At 42.9% G+C, this 22,634-nt stretch carries 17 protein-coding genes, 2 tRNA genes and 2 rRNA genes; 17 read left to right on the forward strand and 4 right to left on the reverse strand.

Translation table 11 applies throughout. The annotated features are described in order from the left end of the window. The 4 genes from VB118_09005 to VB118_09020 form a co-directional block, all read left to right on the forward strand. Positions 1-88: ribosomal RNA gene (locus VB118_09005) — 23S ribosomal RNA — on the forward strand; the annotation flags it as partial. 61 nt (positions 89-149) lie between these two features. Continuing rightward, positions 150-266: ribosomal RNA gene (gene rrf / locus VB118_09010) — 5S ribosomal RNA — on the forward strand. A 7-nt stretch (positions 267-273) separates the two neighbouring features. After that, positions 274-349, forward strand: a tRNA-Asn gene (locus tag VB118_09015). A 494-nt stretch (positions 350-843) separates the two neighbouring features. Continuing rightward, the gene (locus VB118_09020; protein ID MEA4832737.1) at positions 844-1,449 is read left to right on the forward strand and encodes a hypothetical protein; all 606 of its coding nucleotides are present in this window, start codon (positions 844-846) and stop codon (positions 1,447-1,449) included. 131 nt (positions 1,450-1,580) lie between these two features. Here the strand turns inward: VB118_09020 and VB118_09025 are convergent. After that, a tRNA-Trp gene (locus tag VB118_09025) sits at positions 1,581-1,656 on the reverse strand. 169 nt (positions 1,657-1,825) lie between these two features. Here VB118_09025 and VB118_09030 point away from each other — a divergent pair. From VB118_09030 to VB118_09070, 9 genes are all read left to right on the forward strand, one after another. Then, positions 1,826-2,545, forward strand: coding sequence for a response regulator transcription factor (locus VB118_09030; protein MEA4832738.1), 720 nt, complete (start codon positions 1,826-1,828; stop codon positions 2,543-2,545). Next, on the forward strand, positions 2,532-4,091 hold the full coding sequence (locus VB118_09035) for a HAMP domain-containing sensor histidine kinase (GenBank protein MEA4832739.1): 1,560 nt from the start codon (positions 2,532-2,534) through the stop codon (positions 4,089-4,091). The genes VB118_09030 and VB118_09035 overlap by 14 nt, the downstream gene beginning before the upstream one ends. A 568-nt stretch (positions 4,092-4,659) precedes the next feature. After that, complete coding sequence (locus tag VB118_09040; protein MEA4832740.1) at positions 4,660-5,712, forward strand: acyltransferase family protein; 1,053 nt, start codon at positions 4,660-4,662, stop codon at positions 5,710-5,712. 509 nt (positions 5,713-6,221) lie between these two features. Continuing rightward, complete coding sequence (locus VB118_09045) at positions 6,222-10,241, forward strand: heparinase II/III family protein (protein ID MEA4832741.1); 4,020 nt, start codon at positions 6,222-6,224, stop codon at positions 10,239-10,241. A 43-nt stretch (positions 10,242-10,284) separates the two neighbouring features. Beyond that, positions 10,285-11,445, forward strand: a complete 1,161-nt coding sequence (gene nagA / locus VB118_09050) for an N-acetylglucosamine-6-phosphate deacetylase (GenBank protein ID MEA4832742.1) — start codon at positions 10,285-10,287, stop codon at positions 11,443-11,445. A 15-nt stretch (positions 11,446-11,460) separates the two neighbouring features. Then, positions 11,461-12,834 carry an ROK family protein gene (locus VB118_09055; GenBank protein MEA4832743.1) on the forward strand — a complete coding sequence of 458 codons (1,374 nt, stop codon included), beginning with the start codon at positions 11,461-11,463 and terminating at the stop codon, positions 12,832-12,834. Between the two features lie 40 nt (positions 12,835-12,874). Beyond that, positions 12,875-13,318, forward strand: a complete 444-nt coding sequence (locus VB118_09060; GenBank protein MEA4832744.1) for a hypothetical protein — start codon at positions 12,875-12,877, stop codon at positions 13,316-13,318. A 182-nt stretch (positions 13,319-13,500) separates the two neighbouring features. After that, positions 13,501-14,205 (forward strand): PIG-L deacetylase family protein, encoded by a 705-nt coding sequence (locus VB118_09065; GenBank protein MEA4832745.1) that lies wholly within the window; start codon positions 13,501-13,503, stop codon positions 14,203-14,205. A gap of 207 nt (positions 14,206-14,412) precedes the next feature. Next, positions 14,413-14,952 carry a cupin domain-containing protein gene (locus tag VB118_09070; GenBank protein MEA4832746.1) on the forward strand — a complete coding sequence of 180 codons (540 nt, stop codon included), beginning with the start codon at positions 14,413-14,415 and terminating at the stop codon, positions 14,950-14,952. A gap of 108 nt (positions 14,953-15,060) precedes the next feature. Here VB118_09070 and VB118_09075 read toward each other — a convergent pair whose 3' ends face one another. From VB118_09075 to htpG, 3 genes are all read right to left on the reverse strand, one after another. Further along, entirely contained in the window at positions 15,061-15,339 is a 279-nt protein-coding gene (locus tag VB118_09075; protein ID MEA4832747.1) for a zinc-ribbon domain containing protein, read from the reverse strand. Positions 15,340-15,508: 169 nt separating this feature from the next. Then, positions 15,509-16,141 carry a sigma-70 family RNA polymerase sigma factor gene (locus VB118_09080; protein ID MEA4832748.1) on the reverse strand — a complete coding sequence of 211 codons (633 nt, stop codon included), beginning with the start codon at positions 16,139-16,141 and terminating at the stop codon, positions 15,509-15,511. Positions 16,142-16,772: 631 nt separating this feature from the next. Next, positions 16,773-18,716: a molecular chaperone HtpG gene (gene htpG / locus VB118_09085; protein ID MEA4832749.1), complete on the reverse strand. Its 1,944-nt coding sequence runs from the start codon at positions 18,714-18,716 to the stop codon at positions 16,773-16,775. 352 nt (positions 18,717-19,068) lie between these two features. Between htpG and VB118_09090 the strand changes: the two genes are divergently transcribed. The 4 genes from VB118_09090 to VB118_09105 are packed head-to-tail and all read left to right on the forward strand — an operon-like array spanning position 19,069 to position 22,615. Beyond that, complete coding sequence (locus tag VB118_09090) at positions 19,069-20,163, forward strand: hypothetical protein (GenBank protein ID MEA4832750.1); 1,095 nt, start codon at positions 19,069-19,071, stop codon at positions 20,161-20,163. 18 nt (positions 20,164-20,181) lie between these two features. Continuing rightward, on the forward strand, positions 20,182-20,910 hold the full coding sequence (locus VB118_09095) for a hypothetical protein (protein MEA4832751.1): 729 nt from the start codon (positions 20,182-20,184) through the stop codon (positions 20,908-20,910). Then, the gene (locus VB118_09100; protein ID MEA4832752.1) at positions 20,907-21,749 is read left to right on the forward strand and encodes a sugar phosphate isomerase/epimerase family protein; all 843 of its coding nucleotides are present in this window, start codon (positions 20,907-20,909) and stop codon (positions 21,747-21,749) included. Before VB118_09095 ends, VB118_09100 begins: the two co-directional genes overlap by 4 nt. Beyond that, positions 21,746-22,615: a methyltransferase domain-containing protein gene (locus tag VB118_09105; protein MEA4832753.1), complete on the forward strand. Its 870-nt coding sequence runs from the start codon at positions 21,746-21,748 to the stop codon at positions 22,613-22,615. Before VB118_09100 ends, VB118_09105 begins: the two co-directional genes overlap by 4 nt. Positions 22,616-22,634 lie beyond the last annotated feature (19 nt).

Raw genomic sequence — 22,634 nt, forward strand, 5'->3', positions numbered from 1 at the left:
CTTGTAGACTACAAGTTTGATAGGTCGCATGTGTAAGCACAGTAATGTGTTCAGCTTAGCGATACTAATTGACCGATAGCTTGAACTACTACATTCCTTATGTTTCATCTTCTTTATTCGGTTTTCAGGGTATTACCTGAATAGAATTAGTCAGTGTCTATATTGAGAAGGGTCCACCCGTTCCCATTCCGAACACGGTAGTTAAGCTTCTCTATGCCGAAGATACTTGGCGGGGGACCGCCCGGGAAAATAGGTCGATGCTGACATTTTTATTCCTCCTTAGCTCAGTTGGTAGAGCGCGTGACTGTTAATCACGATGTCGCTGGTTCGAGCCCAGCAGGGGGAGCCAAATAAAGCAAGTCTTACGACTTGCTTTTTTTTGTCGTGCGCGCAGCGGGCGCGTTTACTCAGCAGTGAAAGTTCACTACAGGCATGGCAGTAGGAACTGTTAGTAGAAGACAAGGGTGTCCATCGCGAGATAGAATCTGAAGAAAGTCGGATCTGGGAAGGATAATAACCCACGGGCAAAACCTTGATCTGACGAACAAAAATTGCATACAAGGCATACCCGAAACGGACGAGTTTCCCACACAAAACGAGGTCCAATACTGTACAAATTTCGGAATGTAAATGCAGCAAATATACGAGGTGAAAGTGAACGAGCTTACCCGGGGAAGTCTCACAGACAGAGAAATCAGCAATAAAAATGAATTGTGAGAAGTCAGCAGAGTCATTACTGTACTGTACGGCGGATATCAGGACTTTGAAAAGCTTAAATGGTTTCTTATATTAAGGCTTGTCGACGAAGCGGATTGGACAGCGTATAACAGGAAGTTCGGAAAAATGAAACCTGATCCGGAAAGGCCGCGCGACGGTAAATGGAGCCTTGTCGGATATGAGGATTTTGATGATGATGTTGATTTTGTAGGCCTGCACGGCGCGGGAACGGATAATGGTTTGAATTTCTACGATTATAAAATTAAATATGCAGGACTTAATCAAAGATGTAATGGAGATTTAAACGGAGATCAGGCAAAAACTCTTGAAAAGTTGCTTCAAGGAAAAGAAAACGAATGCGACCGTGATATTCTCGAAATGATGAAAGTGAGAGGATATTTAAGAAATGACGGTAAAAACTATCTGCCTACATTTCCGATATTCAAAAACGGTTATTCCGCGATAGAGCAAAGCTGTACAAAAGAAACATATAATAAAAAGCTGCTTCCGCTGATCAATCAACTTGAAAAGCTATTCGGTGAGCTTTATATAGTAGTAGCTGATTATGTTTCTGCCGATATTCCTCCGCGGTTTGCCGATTGTCCACAAGTGGCATGTAATACTTTTTCCATGCGGGGACATATGGTAAAAATGGGTCTGGAAAGCGGTATTATAACAATGCCGGAGGATATAATGCATACGACTATTGCCATGGCATGCGGGATTAATTAATTCGGTAAATGATATAAGATACAATCTTGACGGCGCATATGTATTGCGATATAATACATATAATGAAAAAATAAAACGGCAAAAGAAAAGCCCGTCACCTTGCCTATTATGGCAAGATCACAGGCTTTTTCTGGCAGGGGCACTAGGATTTGAACCCAGGGCACGTGGTTTTGGAGACCACTGCTCTACCAGCTGAGCTATACCCCTATAAATAATTATATGCATCCGCTAACGGATTTGCAACGGCGATATTATAACATGCCTTGCCGCAGTTGTCAATAGCGGATTTTCAATTACGAATTATTTTTGTCGATATGTGAATGATAGGCGACAGGAAAAGAGAAGCTTTGTCGATCGTTAATCAAGAAGGATGTATATGAAAAAGAATTTATTGATAGTAGAGGACGATTCCAAAATCAGGAAACTGCTGAGTCTCTATTTCACAGATGAGGGCTTTAATATTTTAGAGGCTGAGACCGGGCGTGATGCTATCATGATCTTCAAAAATGAAAAGATCGATCTTGTCTTTCTGGATATCATGCTGCCTGAGATTGACGGCCTCCGTGTTTGTGAAATTTTGCGGGAAAAATCAGACGTTCCTGTCATAATGCTAACAGCAAAATCACAGGAGGAGGATAAGCTCCGAGGCTTTGAATACGGTGCGGATGAATATGTTACCAAGCCATTCAGCTTGAAAGTACTTGCTGCCAGAGCATATGCTCTAATGAAGAGAGTAGATGGGACGGTCAGCAAAAGCAACAATATTGAAGAATATGCCGGGCTTAAGATCAATTTGGCAAGTGGTGAGGTTTTTATCAACGATATTTCAATAGTGTTGACGCGAAAAGAAAACGATTTGTTGATTTTCCTTATCCAAAACAAAGGTATAATCCTTTCAAAGGAACAGATTTTGGACAAGGTTTGGGGTTTTGATTATGATGGTGACCCAAGAACAGTGGACACTCATATAAAAAGGCTTCGGGATAAATTATTGGATCAGAAAAATCTGATTCAAAATGTACGCAACCGAGGATACTGTTTTGCGTTAAAGGATCAGAAATCCGTTAATATGGAGGAATCTGATGTTTCGAAATAAAATCACAAGGAAGTTGACTCTGCTTGTCGCCACATCCTTGGTGCTGTTGATTGGAATTGTGATTGCGGCACAGTTTCTGATCATCAGCAGAAACTATATGACGACCGAATACAACCAGGAGCGGGTAAGCCGTCTTTTTAAAGACATCTATCCGCTTATTAAACGTTATCAAACGGCCCAAGGCGATTCAAATCAAATTTTATCCGCTCTGAACGATTATGCGCGGGAGAACAGATGCTGCTGTCTGATTCTGAATAAAAGCTATGAGATTGAGCAGACATCGTACAATATTGACATGCTAAATCGCTCTTATCTGGATTATGTTCAGAAGTGGTTCCGCAGCGGACAACACGATACAAATTTGGATCAGACTTATGCGAACTCAGATCAAATATTTCCAAACTCACATCAGATCTTCCAAATTTTAAATTTCTTTCATATGCCTACGAGATATATCGGAATTTATTACCCCATATATATAGCCAATGAGGAGACGGGTTTACAAGAAAAATCCACTTTTGTAGCCATTACAAAAGAAGTATATATAAATGAAAACTATACAATTCTGATGAAATACAGCGGATATCTGTTTGGAATTATTGCGATTGTTGCAATTGTGTTGTCAATTGTTTTCTCTCGTCTTGTAACCAGACCGGTTCTGAAAATTCGGGATGCAGCGGCACACATGATCGGTATGGATTTCACACAGAAGTGCGACTATAAAGCACATGATGAACTGGGTGATCTGGCAAGTAGCATTAATTATCTTGCTGAAAAACTAAATGAAGCCATTAAACAGCTTAACGAAGCCAACGGAAAACTGCAAAGTGATCTGAATGCCCAGCTTGAGATAGACCGGATGAGGAAGAGCTTTATTGCATCGGCTTCACATGAATTAAAAACACCTCTGACGCTGATACGCGGCTATTTAGAAATGATGGAGGATCACCGGCTCCCTGCTGACGAGTTAAAAAACGCCGAGGCAATCATGATCGGTGAAATCGACCAGTTGGACAAGCTGGTACTGGATTTATTAGACTTGTCCCGGCTCGAATCCGATGCTTATGAACTACATCAGGAGAATTTCAACAGCTCAGAGCTGCTGAACCAGATTACAGAAAAATGCAGTGTTGTTATAAGAAAACAAAAGATTAATCTCTGCCTGAAGTGTGAAGCCGATCCATCCGATGTCAGAGCGGATCGACACGGGATTGAGCAGGTAATTACGAATTTCTTGTCGAATGCCATTAAAAATACGCCCGAAAACGGAACTATTGTTGTAAAATCTGAAAATGAAAAGGACCTCATTAAAATTTCCGTTTTCAATGAAGGTTCTCACATTAATGAAATTGATTTGGCAAGAATTTGGGATCCGTTTTATAGGACCGATCAATCCAGAGCCAGGAAAACAGGAGGAACTGGTCTGGGCTTAACAATTTGCCGAGAAATTCTTGAAAAGCATGGATGTTCTTATGGCGCTGAAAATATAGAAGGCGGAGTAATGTTCTTTTTCACTCTGAAGAATTATTATAATTTAAGCAAATAGGAATTCAGGTAAGATGGAAAATTCTCGATTCCACTAAAACTGTATATAGTTATCACTTCTCAGTTATGACGGTATACAATCGTATAGAGCCTCAGATGTTTATTAACTTGGCAATTAAATAATATAAGAAAGAAAAAGCTCTTGTATATAGACTTTTCTATCTTATAAAACAAAACTTATTTATATGCCGTTTATTAAATGCTGGCACCATAAAAAAATAGAGATATATAAATCCAGATAATGCTTTTTATGCTAAATAAAAAGCTTTCGGAGCAAGCCATCGTTTATTAACGATGGCTTTTTGTATTCTGATGTAAAAGTAGTATATGGGCTTTTTTCGTTATAAGCTAGAATATTTCCGCATTTTATAGTTTGTTTTGTCACTTTGGCGTAACACAGCTTTTCTATACTTTATAAACCATAGGTCATCAAATCGGTAATTAAAACCTTGTTTCATAAGATAGAAAAGCCTATATACCATGGCGTTTCCTATTAAAGTGATAATTATTTAATTACCGAGATAATAACATGATCTCTGAAATTATTGCTTTAATATGAGGGATTGATTATGGAAGGAATTAAAAGCGGCAGAAGTGTCGGTATTGATATAATAAAATCGATGGCTGCCATTTTTGTACTCTGCGTTCATTTTTCGTTAAATACCAAATATTATCAAACGCCAATTATCAATACCAACATGTTTATCCAGTCATGTTTAAGATGGCTTTTTTTTGCCGGTGTTCCACTTTTTATAATATGTACAGGATATCTGAATTACAAGAATAAAATCAGCCGCTCATATTATCTCAAAATATTTCGTGTGCTGATACCTTATGTATTGATCAGTATTCTTTGTCTGATTTTAAAAAAGCCTGTCAGCTTTCAAAACGCGGTATACTCAATATTTAACTTTACGGCCGATTCATATTCGTGGTATGTAAACATGTATATCGGCTTGTTCCTGCTGGCTCCTTTATTTAATGTCGTTATAAATACCTTGGACAAAAAAAAGCTTTTTATACTGCTGTGCACACTGCTTTTCGTTATAGCTGTACCGGCTACCTTGAATCCTTTTTTCGTTAACATCCCCAAGATTTCCTTTATTTATTTCCCTGACTGGTGGAAGGGTTTATATCCTATTCTTTATTACTTTATAGGCGCATACATATCAAAATACCAAATAACAATTAAAAAATCCATTAGCTTCGCGATTGTCGTCATTTTAATTTGTCTGCAGACAGTACTGCAGATAATGTTAAATCAGTATAAGTTTAATAACTGGTTTATGTCCGATTACAGTTCGCTATTTGTTGTTGCGGAAAGCATTGGTTTGTTTTTGCTGTTTTATTCATCCAATGTTAAAAGAAAAGCTTTTCAAAGCATTGTTAAATGTGTTTCGATGCTCACGCTTGAAATTTATCTTTGCAGCTATATCACCGATTCTTATTTATATCCGTACTTCAGCAGCCATTTTTATGGACCCACAAATCCGATGTCGCAGGAAATGATTTTTAAAAATTACTTTCTGATGATTGTTCCTTTAACATTTATATCCAGCCTTGCGCTTTCGATTGCTATCTACGCACTGTACAAGCTATGCAAAAAGGTCTTAAGACTTTGATATAAATACCAGACTGATGTATCCGTGTAATGACTATAATATGTAATTTATATAACCGCCGGAGGGTAATCCTCCGGTTTTTTGTTATTCATATTTGTACTTTTGTATATATTGTATAACATCGGCAAAATTACGTCCGAGTAAAATTTCAAAAGAATATTCCTCACTTAATCTTATTAACTCGGCATTTAAATAATTACCACTCAAAGAGAGAAGTCTCTGGTATATGGGCTTTTCTCTCTTATAAAACAATGCTTATTAAATTCCGTTTTAATAACTGATAAAAAACTGCGACAATTAAACTTGCAATTTTTATGCCGTGTTGACATCTCAACAGTCTATTGACAGCGATAACGAAATGTATTATAATCTATTATGAATTGACATAACTCAGACATGGTTTTATTATAAACCGTGAAAAACCGCATATTAAGAAAATAAAACAAAAACGGAAGCGCTGTATGACTTTAAAGCGTATCGGAATGATTTTGTATTTTGAGGAGAATAAAATGCAAACAAGAAAATTTCTGCGGGCGGTTTCTTCATTGCTTGCTGCTGCAATGTGTGTTGCTTTTGTCCCATCCTTCGGGACGATCGGGGCATCGGCCGCTTCTGCTGAGCCGCTTAAAACACGTTCAACTGTATATACGGCGGAAAAGGTCGCCAATGCCCGTGAAAATATAGAGAAATATGACTGGGCGAAGGAAGAAGCCGATCAGGTTATAAAAACTGCAGATACATATGTAGAAAAAGGCCTTGACTTTTGGTGGGGTCTTGTCACCTCTCAGCAGCTTCCGCGTTCATACGGCGTCAATCAGACCTTCGGCTGTCCGAACTGCGGCAAGGAAATTGACGCATACGGCAACTATCCGTATGTATTCGATGTATTGAACGAGGAATGGAAAATGACATGCCCGAATTGCGGCATGAAATTCCCGACAAACGATTTCAGCGCTTATTATAAATCCTCTCTTGATGAAAACGGAAATTTCATCAAGGGCAAGGGCGACAGCTCCCTTTTAAAAAACACTCTTTATCCCGAAAAGGGCGAGAAATGGGGTGTTGACGACGGCTTCGGATATGTTGCTCCGGACGGAAAGAAATATACATTTATTGCTCACTACAATCACTTTGCGCTTTGGTACGCAAACGGAATACAAGAAGATATCCTGCGTATGGCGGCGGAAAAGCTTTCACTCGCGTATGTATATACGGGAGAACAGAAATATGCCGATGCGGCGATTGTGCTTCTTGACAGAGTGGCCGATGTTTATCCGGATATGAGCGTCAGAAATCAAAAGGTTGCTGACGGGTTTTTGCACAGCCACGGCGGCGGAGGTACCGGAAAGGTGGTCGGGTGTATATGGGAAACAGTGCTTGTGGTTCCGTTTTTAAAGGCATACGACGCCGTTTTCAATGCTTTTCCGTCCATGAGCAGCGAGGCAATGAAGCTGCTCTCTGACAAATCCGGCGGCAAAAAGAGCAATTATAAAGACATAATGGTAAATATTGAAGATAATTTCGTAAAACGGATTTTTCCCGCTGTAAAATCAGGCGATATATACGGAAATACAGGCATGCATCAGTATGCGCTGGCACTCGCGGCGGTTGTGATCGACGATAAAACTCTGACAAAGCAATGGCTTGATTTTGATTTTCAATCCGGCACAGCCGCCTCCACTGGAATTACGGGCGGCAATATTTACGCAGGCTTTGTCAACAGTGTCGACAGGGACGGCTTCGGAAACGAGGCCGCTCCGGGATATAACAACATATGGCTTAATATGTACAGCGATCTGGCACAGCTTTTAAAGGGCTATACTATAAACGGCACTGAAATAAGCTATGACCTTTACAACCTGATAAAATATAAAAAAATGTTTTATTCGATGCTCAACCTGATCATCATGAATAAAATGACGCCATGTATCGGCGACAGCGGAAATACGGGCTGGTGCGGTATTGTCGCAAATAATACAAATTTAATTCCGGCTTATTGCGTTTACAAGGACGAGTATCTCGCGCAGGCCATATACCTTGTAAACGGCAACAGCACTGACGGCCTTGTGCTTTCCATTTTTGATAAAGATCCGGAGGCCCTGACCGGTGAAATCAAGGGAGTAATAGAAAAAAGCGGGAAGCTTAAGTCGGGAAGTGTAAATCTCGCCGGATATGGCTTTGTCGCTTTGAAAAACATCTCGGAAGCTAAAACCGAAGAACCAAAAAAAATAGAATACCCGAAATCCGTAAAATATGACTTTTCAGAGCTTAAAATATTAAACGCCTCACTTGTGACAGGCGTTGAAAAATCCGGAAACGGAGTCACATTTACTTCCTCCGAGAATCAACGTGAAATCACCTTCTGCTTCTACCTTGATAATGCCGAAGCTGTATATGATCTTCCTGTTACCTTGGGTAAAGGAAATACATCGGGAAAGTTCGACGTATATGTTGACGGAAGGCTTATTCAGTCCGAATGCGATTTCAAATCCAAGCCTTCGGAAGTGAATGCCGTTTATTTCAAAAAAACAGTAAGCCTCGCTCCCGGTCTGCACATGCTCACCTTTGATTCTGTTGCGGCAGGAGAGAGCATATGCCTCGTGTCATTTGGCGCCATACGCCAAAGCTCAGACGAGGGGTCAGGCGTTGCCGCTTCAATAAACCAGGAAACAGATCTGACCGTTTATTACGGCCGCAATACGGGTCACGGACATCTGGATAACCTCAATCTCGAGCTGTACGCGTTCGGCATGGATTTAATGCCTGATCTCGGATATCCGGAATTTGCGGATACAACTCCGCACCGCATGTATTGGGTGATGAACACAGTCAGCCATAACACCGTGCTTGTAAATGATGCGCCGCAGGACGGCAGCACCATTGCATCCGATATAAAGTATTTTGACGATTCTGAGCTAGTTAAGCTTATTTCCGTTGACGGAGCCGCGGCATATTCTGCCGCGAGCGAATACCGCCGCACGAGCGCTTTAATAAAAGTGTCCGATACGGAATCGTATGCGATCGACCTGTTCAGAGTCAAGGGTGGGAATAACCACACCTATAGCTTCCATCCTGCCGAGTTTATGGGTGATACCATAATTACCGGTCTCAACCTGACGCCGCAGGGAGGAGGTACACTCGCCGGGAAAAATGTCGAATGGGGTACGGGAACATATTCCAGCGGATATCAGTTCCTGTCCGATGTAAGGACCGATGCGGCTCCGACCGGCAGCTTTTCTATAGACTGGAGCATAAAGGATACATGGGGCTCCGCGACGGCAAACGATATTCATCTGAAGCTTTCTATGCTCGGAGCTTTAAGCTCTGTCAATCTTGCCGTTGGCACCCCGCCGCGCAACAAACCCGGCAACCCGAAGGCGCTTGATTATGTGCTGGCTAGACGCGTGGCGTCAGATTCGCTGTTTACCGCTGTTATTGAACCGTATTCGGGAGCTTCGTTCGTCAAGAGCTCGGAGCTTGCCGTGATAAAGAAGGATGGCTCCGAATATACCGGAAACGATGCCCGTGCCGTCAAAGTAACGTTGAAAAACGGCAGAGTTGATTATTTGATGTATTCAGAGGACGGCGGAACGTATGAGGTCGACGGAAAATATGAATTCAAGGGCTTCTTTGCCATTGTGTCGGAATACCAGGGCGACGCAGTCACATATGTTATGGACGCCTCCGTCAACAATATCTCCATCGACAGGCTTACCGGAAAAGTCGCGGATTTTACATCTGAGCTGACAGATAAAAACTATCTGACGGCTTCTCTTGATTCGGATGTCGACCCGTCTGCGCTTGCAGGCAGATATGTATATGTTTCAACAATTTCAAAATCCGTAAACGGAGCGTATAAAATATTTTCCGCAGAAAAAAAAGACGGAAAATACGTGCTTGATGTCGGCGATATTACATTCGTAAGCTCATACAAGAGCGCTTCAGATATCAATTCCGGTTATAATTATTACTTTGCGAAGGACGCGTTGCTGTATATTCCTGTTCCGCTGATAAATGGCGATGCGAGCAAGCTTTATACAAATTCACTCATCGCTCAGAAGCCTCTGTTTTCGGCCTTGACCGCATCACATTCCGTTCGAGCCGACGCGAAAGCCGGAGATTTTGCCGCATCACTTTACGCGGTACCGCTTACCGCCAACGAAGCATATGAGATACCCGAATATAAAATTTCACTTACAGAAGGCGGCGATTCTGAATATTTCGAGCTGCGGGACGGAAAGCTCTATATGAAAGAGGATTGCGACACAGATAAAAAGGCATATGAGCTTGTATTCAATGTAGAAAGCGGAGACTGGTCCTCAGATTTCCCGTTGACGCTTAAAGTAATGTCAAAATCTCAATCAGGCAGCACAAAATATCCGACATTTTCACTCATTAATCTTGAAAAGGCGCCTGATAACAAACCTGGCGATTTACCGATATACGTATACGTTATCATCGGCGCGTTTGTGCTTGCCGCATTGTCTTCGGCTGTGATAATAAACGAAAAAAAGAAAAAATCAAAATAAAATATTAATATAATTCATAAAGCATCGCGGAGGAAATTATTAAATGAAAGCGATAATCAACGGCAAAATAGTTCTCAGAGACAGAATAGTAGGAGACAGCGCCGTCATATTCGACGAAAAGATCAAAGACATAATTCCAAATGAAAAGGCTCAGACGCTTGAGGGAATGGAGCAGCTTATTGACGCGGCCGGCAGATATGTCGCGCCCGGGCTGATAGATATCCATATCCACGGATATGACGGGATTGATGTCAGCGATGGCAGCGAGGAAGGCGTCACGAAAATGGCGCAAGGTTTGCTTGCAAACGGTGTCACCGCGTTCTGCCCGACGACTATGACCGTTGCGAAGACGCAGATTGAAAAAGCTCTGTCTGTTATAAGAGCGCTGAAATTAAAAAGCACGCTTGGATACGACGTGTTCACAGGAGCGCAGATACTCGGCGCGAATGTTGAAGGACCGTTTATAAATCCCGAAAAGAAAGGCGCACAGGCAGAGGAATATATACTGAAGCCCGATGCCGCTTTTGTGAAACAGTATGCCGATGTTATCAAGCTGATCACGATTGCACCGGAAATGGACGAAAATTTTGCGTGCATCAGAGAGCTCGCGCGAGACACAGGCATACTTTTAAGTATGGGACATACGGGCGCAAGCTATGACGTTGCAATTGCGGCGGTAAAGGCCGGCATTTCTCATACCACGCATCTGTTCAACGCGATGACTCCTCTTATGCATCGCAATCCCGGAGTAGTCGGCGCGGCGCTTTCAACAGATGTTTCCGCAGAGCTGATATGTGATACGTTCCATATAAATCCGGGTCTTTATTCGATGGTAGAAAAGCTTAAGGGTGACAAGCTGATATTGATAACCGACTGTATATCAGCCGGCGGGCTGTCCGACGGCGTGTATTCTCTGGGCGGACAAAAGACCATAGTAAAGGGCATTGAATGCAGACTTGAAGACGGAACCATAGCCGGAAGCGTCCTTAAGCTCAACAACGCCGTAAAAAACTTCAGACAATATACGGGGCTTCCGCTTTTCAAGGCAGTATGCGCCGCTTCCATAAATCCGGCTACCGCTATCGGAGTCGCGGATAAGAAGGGTTCGATCGAAAAGGAAAAAGACGCTGACATGATTATTGTCGACGAAGATATGTCCGTGTCAAAAACGCTTGTAAGAGGCAGTGTATATTTTGAAAATTAATTTCGGAGGAAAAAAATGAATCTCAAAGTTAAAGCGGTTCTGGACAAGGATTTCAGTCCGATGTCAGAAGTATACCGTGAATTCCAACAGAATGTTAAAAAATCAGGAAAGGGCGAAGCTCTTGTAATAGGCATTGTCAGAAATAAGGGTTATGTTTCCGCATTTCCGCTGACAGTATTTAAGGATGGCATAAGCGACGAGCTCAACTGTAAGGTCGTGGACCGAATGGTTAAATCTCTGTTGTGGGTGCGTGGCGGATATAAAATCGTTATTGCCGGGAGCAAGGTTATCGGCGATTATATAAAGGCCGCTTATTCGAAAGGCGGAAGCCGCGAATTCGATGTGAATTTCATGTCACGCGTATATGAGCGTCCCTTTGAAGTAGAAAACATCTGCATATGCGAAGCCCCTGCGACGGTGGAATCTGCGACCCCCGTGGGTCGCCATCTTGCCGGCTGCCGCATCGGCTTTGACGCGGGAGGAAGCGACAGAAAGGTTAGCGCTGTTATAGACGGAGACGCGGTGTTCTCCGAAGAAGTCGTATGGCATCCGAAGCTTCAGAGCGATCCAAAATATCATTTTGACGGTATTCGTGATTCAATGAAGACCGCCGCGAAGCATATGCCGCGTGTGGATGGCATAGGCGTTTCTACCGCCGGCGTATGTATTGACAACCGTATAATGGTCGCTTCGCTGTTCATAAAGGTTTCTGACGAGGATTTTGATAAATATGTAAAGAACATTTATCTCAATGTTGCCAAAGAGCTGGGCGACAATATTCCGATAGAGGTTGCGAATGACGGCGATGTAACTGCGCTTGCCGGTGCGATGGATCTCGACGACGACTGTGTCCTTGGAATCGCCATGGGTACAAGCGAGGCCGGCGGATATGTCGATGAAAACGGCAATATCACAGGATGGCTCAACGAGCTCGCGTTCGTACCGGTCGATTTCAACGAAAACGCGATGACAGACGAATGGTCCGGCGATTACGGCTGCGGAGTTAAATATTTTTCGCAGGACGCCGTGATAAAGCTTGCGCCCGCCGCGGGGATAGAGCTTGACGCTTCGTTTTCTCCGGCTGAAAAGCTCAAGGTGGTACAGGAGCTGATGAAAAACAAAGACGAAAGAGCACGCCGTATTTATGAAACGATCGGCGTATATTTCGGATATGAAGTCGCCTTTTACGCGCTCTTTTACAAGATTAAACACGTTCTTACCCTCGGCCGCGTGACAAGCGGAGACGGCGGAGTTATTCTTCTCGAAAAAGCGAATGAAGTTTTAAAAACGGAATATCCGGAGCTTTATTCCTCCCTTGAGCTGAATATTCCCGATGAATCAAGCCGCCGTGTCGGTCAGTCGATAGCCGCCGCCAGCCTTCCGGAATAATAATAATAAATTATAAATACGGCATACGGAGGAAACACATATGAAAAAAAGCATTTATGTAATTATAATAATTGTATGCGCTGTTTTTTCCGTTGCGGCCATAACATATGCCGGTATCTCTGTATATCGCTCCAATCCGCAAAAAAAGATCAATATATCCGATATAGACAAGGCGTATATATGGGAAGGCGCCGAGGATAATTCGAATACGATGGAACTGACAAAAGCTCAGATTTACGAATTTGTTGAAACCTTCAACGCCTCGGATTCATGGCAGCCGCTTTCGGCAGAATCGGTTCCGAATTTCGGCATAATAGTAAATTTTAAAAGCGGTACGCAGCTGCGCGTTAATGAAATAGCGAGCAATATTTCCGTCAGGATTGGAAGGACAATACTCGGTCAGTATGTCGAATACGAGCTGCAGAGCCCGGATATGTGTGCTTTTATAATACGTCTGGTCACCGAAATGTGCGGAGCCGAATAAAACACCCGGAAGTGGACGCAGACGAAGGGGATACGCGGCTTCTTTAAAAAGAAGCCTGGCAAGAAACTTCATATTAATAACACGGCAACAATGTATACCCCGAAACATTTAATTATTGCCGTTTTATATCTGCAAAATAATATAATATTACAATTTCCAAAAGACGAAAGGAATATATTCCAATGAGAGTTTTGTGTATCAGCGCGCATCCGGACGACATGGAAATCAACTGCGCCGGAACGCTGCTTAAATGCAAGGCAAGAGGAGACGAGGTCTTCGTATGCCATATCAACAACGGAGATATGGGGCATTTTCAGATAATGCCTGAGGAACTCGGAAAAATGAGAATAGAGGAAGCACGCCGTTCATGCGAAATGGCAGGCTTCACCGCTCTTACCGCCAATATCGGCGACCTTGATTCCTATTATCAGGATAAAGAACAAAAAGATATAATAGTTGATATCATTCGTCAGGTCAATCCGGATTTTATAATCACGATGTCTCCCAACGATTACATGTGCGACCATACCGCGGCTTCACAGCTCGTGTTTGACGCTGCGTTCATGGCAAGCGTTCCCCATTATGAAACAAAGCATCCCGCGACCGACAAGGTGGTTCCGATATTTTATATGGACAACGCATACGGCGTTGATTTCGTACCTACTGAATATGTCGATATCTCAGATGTATTTGATATGAAGATCAAAATGCTTCTCTGCCATCAAAGTCAGGCGAAATGGCTGATGGAGCATGACAATATCGATTACACGCGCAGTGTAAGAATAATCAGCTCCTTCCGCGGTCTCCAGTGCGGCGTAGAATTCGCAGAGGGCTTTACCCAGTGCAAAACTGCGCTGAAGCTGCTTCCGAAGAGAATGCTTCCCTGAGCATTTATAAAAGAGAAACGCGATAAAAACTTTATACATGGGTAAAAATGCACAATTGCCGTGACAGGCTGAATCAGCCTGTCACGGCAATGTTTTTTATCGAAGGTTCTCAGTAAATCTAGTCTTGCGTAATTAACCGCATCACCTTATTCACCCATAAAGAAACATATGCATATTATAAGATGAAAAACCCGAAAGGAGTGTATTATGTTTAAATCCAACAGGATCAGAGCAAAATGGAATGATGATGAATATCCGGATGAAAATCCTGTCAGAAAAATTGATTATGGTCCCGAGCCATATGTGACAAATATCGAGGAAGATACCGTACAGAACAAATATTTCAGGCGTGCGCTGTGGACGGGAGAGCATCTTCAGCTTACGCTAATGAGCATACCGGTAAACGGTGAAATAGGGCTGGAAATACATCCTGACACAGATCAATTTTTGCGGATAGAAGAAGGCACCGGCATAACAGTGATGGGCGATAAAGAAGACAATCTGCCGTTCAGAAAATGGGTATATCCCGGATATGCTGTTTTCATTCCGGCGGGAACCTGGCACAATCTTGTCAATATGGGCAGAACTCCAATTAAGCTATATTCAATTTACGCGCCTCCGCAGCATCCGAGAGGCACTGTGCATCGCACAAAGGAGGAAGCGGAAGAAGCCGAAAAAACAGCTTTCGAAATCAACAAACAAAATATGGATGATGAAGTATCATATCCGAGATTCAACATGAAATAAGGAAGTCGGATACATATGTAATCAGCATTATCTGCATTAACTCACGAAAGCAAAAGCAAGCCGTCCGAAATCGGACGGCTTGCTTCTTGGCAACAATTCAGTAATTAATTACTTGGATTCTTTGAGCGCTGCAAAGCAATCGCTGCAATAAACAGGGCGATCGTTGCTGGGCTGGAACGGAACTTTCGCTTCCTTGCCGCATCTTGCGCACACGGTTGTGAACATTTCCTTCTGACCTTTTGCTGCGCCTTTTTTGCTGTCACGGCATACTTTGCATCTCTGGGGCTCGTTCTGGAATCCCTTTTCAGCATAGAATGCCTGTTCGCCAGCGGTAAAGATGAATTCTCTGCCGCAATCCTTGCATACCAATGTTTTGTCCTGATACATGATTTTACCTCGCTTCGGTGTTGAAAAATATAATTTAGCCCACGGACGGACTTAAACCGACATCTGAAAACGCTTTGACTTAAGCTACACGGGCAGAATAAGAAAAGTTAATTATTTGACTATTTATATAAAAGAAGAAAAACGCAAATGACTGTAAGACAGATTGATACTAATCAAATAACATCTTAAGCTTACTGCGGATGCGTGAAAGTGCGTTGTCAACACTTTTACGGGAAACGCCCAAAGCCGAGGCGATCTCGTCATAGCTCTTTTCAGTCAGAAAGAGCCGCAAAACCTCGTTTTCGTATCGGGATAGCAGCCCGTCGATTTTTTTGAACAGGAGCTCTGTGCTCTCTTTGTCCAAATAAAGGCTCTCCGGGGTCACCGAGTTATCGGGAAAAACAAAGGTATTATATAATTGCTCGTCTCCGGAGAAATCGTTATCCGGATCCGAAGGGGAAGAGGAATCTGGAATTTCAGCTGAGCCGCTGCGGACACTTTTTCGGTATGCGGAAATAACCGCGCGTTTCATACATAAATAAGAAAAAGTAGAAAATGAGGAATAATCGGGATTATACAGCATCACGGCTTTAAACAGAGCAATCAGTCCCTCTTGATAGAGATCGTCAAATTCGACTCCGGGACGTATAAGCCCCCTGACTATACCGCAAAGCATTGCCTTATATCTTTCCGATATAAAACGAAAAGCATCCTGATCCGATCCGCGAGCTCTGTATATCAAGGAGAGAATATCTCCGTCTTCTCCGGCCGCATGTGGATCGTGAACTGATCTGTCATTCATGAGGACTCTTTTACTCCCATACAGATACGCATATGATTATAACATTATAATACCAAATGTCAAGTCTTTTTGAGGAAATTTTAAAATTATTTTTGCGAAATTTTTAATTATTTGTCGAAACCCATAATATAAGTCTTTATTATTATTGATATTATTATGCCGTTTTATTAAATCCATATTTTGTGTGTGAAAACATTTAAGAATAATCACAAAAGAAAATAGTTATATTTAAATAGAAAAAGTTATCGGCAATGCATGATATTAAAAAATTAAAATTAACTTATAAACTCCCGATTTTAGAATTCAAGATAAATATAAAAGTATAGATGCTTCTGCATGAATTTGAAGCCCGGTATATATTGAAAGTTATGTGAAAAACGCATGCTGCCATGCGGCTATAGTTTTAATACCAAAGAGATAATAGCTATAGGGAACCTCTAAATATTCAATAACTCAAAATTACATCTCTTGTTTTCTTTTATTATCTCTACTTTTCTCGTTTTTTTGAGAGTGGAACAATAGCAAAAATGAGTTCTTAGAGGTTACCTATATGAATGATAGCCGAGACGCCGCCGCGTTGAAATGCGGCGGCGCCGGTTCTTACATTGAATTATCTCTTTCGAGATAAAATTTAATCTGCCGAATCACTCAGATATTCTATTGAATCTCCGACGAAATTCTGAAGCTCGTCTGCGTCGAGCGGCCTTTGCGCAATGACCGCGAGCATATAAATTTGTTTTGCGATCTTTGCTGCTTTTTCGGACTTGGATTGGTCGGAGATCATATCCGATAGTCTCTTAATTAAGGCGTTGGTTTTGTTTATAACAAGCTTTTCGCCCTGCTTTGAGGCATTTCCGGGTATATTCTCACCGCGTGAATACAGCTTCATCATATCAGCGAACCTCCGCTCGCTTTCAGAAAGTGTAACGAGGGCGGGATACGCTCCGCTTTTCAGAGATTCGAATACTATTTCTACTCCTTCGCCTGCGGCGGAGGTAAACAGCTTTTTAAGCGCTTCTTCATTCGCGGGCTTGTTCGTTTCGTCCTTCTGATCGGCTTCTGAGGTATTGCGAAGCGCGCTGTCAACGTCGCTGTCTATGCGCACGAACTTAAGCGGAGAAAGCTTTCCTTCGAGAAAGCTGATAAACTGAGTGTCAATAAGCGCGTCAAGCAGAAGCACATCAATGTTCTGTTCCTTGTACATGCGGATATAGTTTATCTGCTGAAGCTTGTTCGTGGCGTAATAAACGATCTTTTCCGTTATACCGGCTTTTTCAGATAGATGCGCGGAATATTCGGCGAGCGTGACATATTCATCGTCCGCGGTCTTGAAAATGACAGCGTCTTTTGTCTTGTCATAAAATTTTCCGTCGCGCATACAGCCGTATTCGACAAACGGCTTTATGTCGTCCCAGAATTTTTCATAATCGGCTCTCTGCGTGTTAAACAGTGAATTGAGCTTATCGGAGATTTTTTTAGTGATATGCGCCGATACCTTGGAAACATATCCGCTGTTCTGAAGATAGCTGCGCGACACGTTGAGCGGAAGCTCCGGACAGTCGAGGACACCCTTTAAAAGCATCATATATTCCGGAATCACTTCTTTTATATTATCCGCGACGAAAACCTGGTTGTAATAAAGTTTTACCTGACCCTCCAGGTTTTCATATTCGTGAGCGAGCTTCGGGAAATACAGTATCCCTTTGAAATTGAGAGGAAAATCGGCGTTTATGTGAATATAGAACAGCGGCTCGCGCCAGTCGTCAAATACTTTTTTATAAAAATCACGGTACATTTCGTCGGTGCATTCGGACGCCGGACGCAGCCATAGAGGCGAGGTGTCGTTTATCGGCTTTTCGGATTCATTTTCCTCTCCGTCCTTTTTCTCTTTATCAGCATTTGCTTTTTTCTCTTCGGAGCTTTTGTCGATGAAATAAATGGGTACGGACATAAAGGCGCAGTATTTATTCAGTATCCCGTTCAGACGGGCTTTATCGAGAAATTCTTTTTCGTCGTCCGATATGTGCATAACGACTTCGGTTCCTCTGACGGTCTTTTCGCCTTCACCCATTTCAAATTCTCCCGTGTCGCTGCATTTCCAATATGACGCGGGCCCATCCTGAAAGGATTTTGTATTGATCTCGACATATTCGGAAACCATGAATGCGGAATAGAAGCCGAGGCCGAAGTGTCCTATTATTCCCGACGATCCGTCGGAATCGGATTTACTCTCGTATTTTTCAATAAAGTCAAGCGCGCCCGAAAGCGCTATCTGATTGATATACCGTTTGATTTCATCGGCGGTCATGCCAATTCCGTTGTCTGAGACGGTTATGGTTGAAAGATCCTTGTCGAGAGTGACCGTGATGCGGTATTCCGCTTCATCACCGGGCGCTTCGTTCAGTGACACGAGCCTTTTATGCTTTGTTACGGCGTCGCAGGCGTTGGAGACGATTTCGCGCAGGAATATTTCTTTGTCTGAATAAAGCCAACGTTTTATAATCGGAAAAATGTGCTCTGTCTGGACAGAGATCCCGCCCTTTTCAAAAGCTTTTTCTTTATTTTGCTCTGACATACAATTACCTCTTTTGCGTTGATTTATATTTTTATATTATAATGCATTTGGATTGCCTTGTCAATATTTAGGTAAGCATTCGACAGCTTTTTGGCGCGTGTATGCCGCAAATAAAAAACCATTTCAATCGCATTTTGCAGTTATTATTAACTCGGCAATTGAATATTTACATTTAAAGAGAAAAAGGCTTTAGTATATGGGCTTTTCTCTTAATAAGACAATATCATTTAGTTGCCGATTAATAAAACACGGACAGAATCCGTAAAACATAATCAATTTACATAGAAATGTAGATTTTTATTTGTACGTATGATATAATAACCGAAAACAAAGAAATTCGGAGATATAATTGATGAGAACTTCAAAAAGAGTTATTTGCGCCGCGTTGGCGGTGATTACCATACTCATGTGCTCGCTCGTCTCATGCTCTGAGACGAATTCCACGCTGATCAGCTTTAAGGACATGAAGCTTTCGACCAACGTGTTTTTGTTTCTGGTTTCGAGATATAAGACGACTTATCTGCAATATGCTTATCAGACTATGACCGGCAAGACAGTGGCGATCAGCGATCTGACCGACTATCCTGACTTCTGGGCTCAGCAGGTCGGAGACACTGCCGCGGAGACACGCGGTGCGGGCATTCTGCAAATGACGCTTTACGATCAGGAGGCAATTCTTTATTACGCGTGGTATGCAAAGGACAAGGGCATATCGCTTACATCCGCGGAAAAGGCATCGCTGAAGGAGACGCTTGATTCAAGCATCACCTCCGTATATAAAACAAAATCGGCGTTTGAGGCCGCGCTTAAGGAATTCGGGATGACATATAATCTCTATCTCGGATATCTCGAGCTTTCAAAGCTTTCTGAAAAAGGCAAAAGCTCTCTTTATGAAGCCGGCGGCGAGGCTGAAATAAACGACGCAAAGATCCTTGATTATTTCAAGAATAATTATTATACTACAAACAGAATAAAAATAAACGTCAAAACCGATGCCGACGGAAAGGAGCTTTCCGAAGAGGATGCGGCCAAAAAGACGGCGCTCGTTGACGAAATAATGAAGAAAATGGAGGACGGCACGCTGTTTGAGGATCTTTTGGAATACGACGAGACTTCGCCGGATACAGACAAGGCCTCTGCATACAAGGATGCACACAGAACCGAATCGCTCAGCGAAATCGGCGCGTCCGCATATTTTGACACGGTTAAATCGCTTGGCATAGGCGGCATAGGTAAAGCCGAGATCGGTTCAAACATATTTATAATAAAGCGTTATGCGCTCGACGAAGCAAAGGTTACCGATTATACCTCTACAATCAAGGGCATGCTGATGACTAAGGATTTTGCGACGAGATATTCGGCGCTCAGTCAGCTTTTTGTCGTGGATAAAAGCGTTTTTGATCTTTTAAACGTTTCAAATATCCCGTTGAATAAGATGTTTGGTTGAAAAGCAAGGAAAATTGATATGGACGGATACAGAGACGATCTGGAGCCTACCTCAAAGCCGGGAAAGGTTTTGAGATGGGTGGTGCTTGCAATAGCCGCTGCTTTATATTTGTTTTTGTTCGGAAGGCTTTATATTGCGCGGGACACATCGCTTACAAAGACCGTTATACTCGACCCCAATGCTGTATCAAGGCGTACGGAGAGCATTCTACAGCTCCCGATGCCCGATCGCAGCCCGCTTTATATGATTTCGAAAGTTGCGGCCGAAGGACACAGGGAGTTTTTCGGTGTCACACGCTGCGACCCGACCACGACAATGGATCCTGAGGGAAGAATACAGATCAGATATATCACATATCTCACAAGCGCTCACAATCTTCAGTTTTCCATGAAGGTTAATACAAAATATCATCCCGTCGATAAAGACGGATATCTGCCGTATGATATTTATATCACCGCGCGGTGTCCCGGAGGGCAGACGCATAAATATAATATGTCATACTGCGCATCGGAAAACACCTTAGGGTATTATACCTTCCGATTCGGATTCAACGACATAAATATAAACCTCGAAGAAGAAACGGTTTATCTTTATATTAAGGACGGGAACAAGACCCTTTTAAGTCTGAAGCTCGCCGGCCCCCAAACAAACACAAGTGAACTTAACTCTTATAACATCGAATATAGTTATCTTAAAGACTTAAAAAAATATAAAATATACGGAGAGGGAAAAGGAGAAGCAAAATGAAAAAGGGGATCAATATATGGTCGTTTCCCAGCGGCATGACTCTTTCTGAAAAAATTGTCATGGCAAAAAAAGCCGGGTTTGAAGGGATTGAGCTTTCGCTTGATGAGGAAGGAGAGCTTTCGCTTAAATCCGGCGAAAAGGAGCTTGGCGCGATAAAGAAGCTAGCATCCGATACGGGAATTTCTCTTCCGTCGCTCGCGTCCGGGCTTTACTGGGGAAATCCGATCACGTCATCCGACCCCGCGATAAGAAAACGTTCCGCGGAAATAACAAAGCGTCAGCTCGAGGCAGCTTCTATTCTCGGCTGCCGCACGATTCTTGTCCTTCCGGGCGTTGTCAACGCTGATTTTATACCTGGATGCGAGATCGTTGAATACGATGTGGCTTATGAAAGAGCTTTAAACGGGTTCAGGACGCTTTCTGAAACCGCAAAAGAATACGGTGTGTATCTATGCCTTGAAAACGTATGGAACAAATTCCTGCTTTCACCGATTGAAATGAAAACTTTCATAGACGAAATCGGAAGCGAATATGTTTGCAGCTATTTGGATGTCGGTAATACGATCGCTTTCGGATATCCCGAGCATTGGATTAAAATACTCGGCACCAGGATCAAGTCTGTTCACTTCAAAGATTACCGCAGCTCTGTCGGTACACTTGGCGGCTTTGTCGATTTACTTGCCGGCGATGTGAATTATCCGGCTGTAGTGAACGAATTGAACCGTACAGGTTATGACGGATGGGTATTCGGTGAAATGATCCCCGCATACAATCACTATTCCGATCAGATAATTTACAATACCTCCGCGTCTATGGACAGAATATTGAGCGGAAAATGAGCGCCTTGATTTGCCCCGTGTGTTCCTGCCCGTTGGCATTCCGTGAAAACAGCTCATATTCCCGCGCGTATGTGTGCGAAAAGGGTCACAGCTTTGATATATCTTCAAAGGGATATGTCAATTTTATGACCGGTGCCGGCGCGTCCGGATCGGGCGACAACGATGAGATGGCGAGGTCGCGCCATGAATTCCTTGAGGGCGGAGCATATGCGCGGCTTGCGGATTTTATGGCCGCGGAGCTTTGTGGCTTCAGAAACGGCTTATCTGATTCTGTTTTTGCTTTTTCCTTTTCCTTTGCCGATGCCGGGTGCGGAGACGGGTATTATACAGGACGCATGGTCGAGGCTCTGTCGAAAATCGGCGAAACCGATGCATATGGCTTTGATTTGTCAAAACGCGCCGTCATGCTCGCGGCGAAACGACAGGGAGCGTTATTCGCTGTTGCAGGAGTTTTTAAAATGCCGATTGCTTCGGACTCCCTGAACGCGGTGACAAGCATATTCGCTCCGGTCGCCGACGCGGAAGCGCACAGGACGCTGAAACCCGGCGGGAGGCTTTACGTAGTGTCACCCGGAGAACGCCATTTGTACGAGCTGAAACGTATTATATATGACGAGCCGTATGAAAATATTCTCAAAGCTCCCGAAAGAGAGGGATTTGAGCGGATTGAAGAAAAGCGTCTGTCATTTCCGGCGCATCTCAACAGCAACTCGGAAATAAAAGCGCTTTTCAATATGACGCCATATGCATATAAGACCTCAGAGCGCGATGTCGGCAAGCTTGAAAACGTAAACGAACTCGATGTGACCGCGGAATTTATTATTAACATATATGAAAAGAAGCCATGCAGGAAGCTTCATTATTAAAACGGCAATTAAATAATCC

It is taken from the genome of Oscillospiraceae bacterium (genome assembly GCA_034925865.1).
Lineage (GTDB): Bacteria > Bacillota > Clostridia > Oscillospirales > SIG627 > SIG704.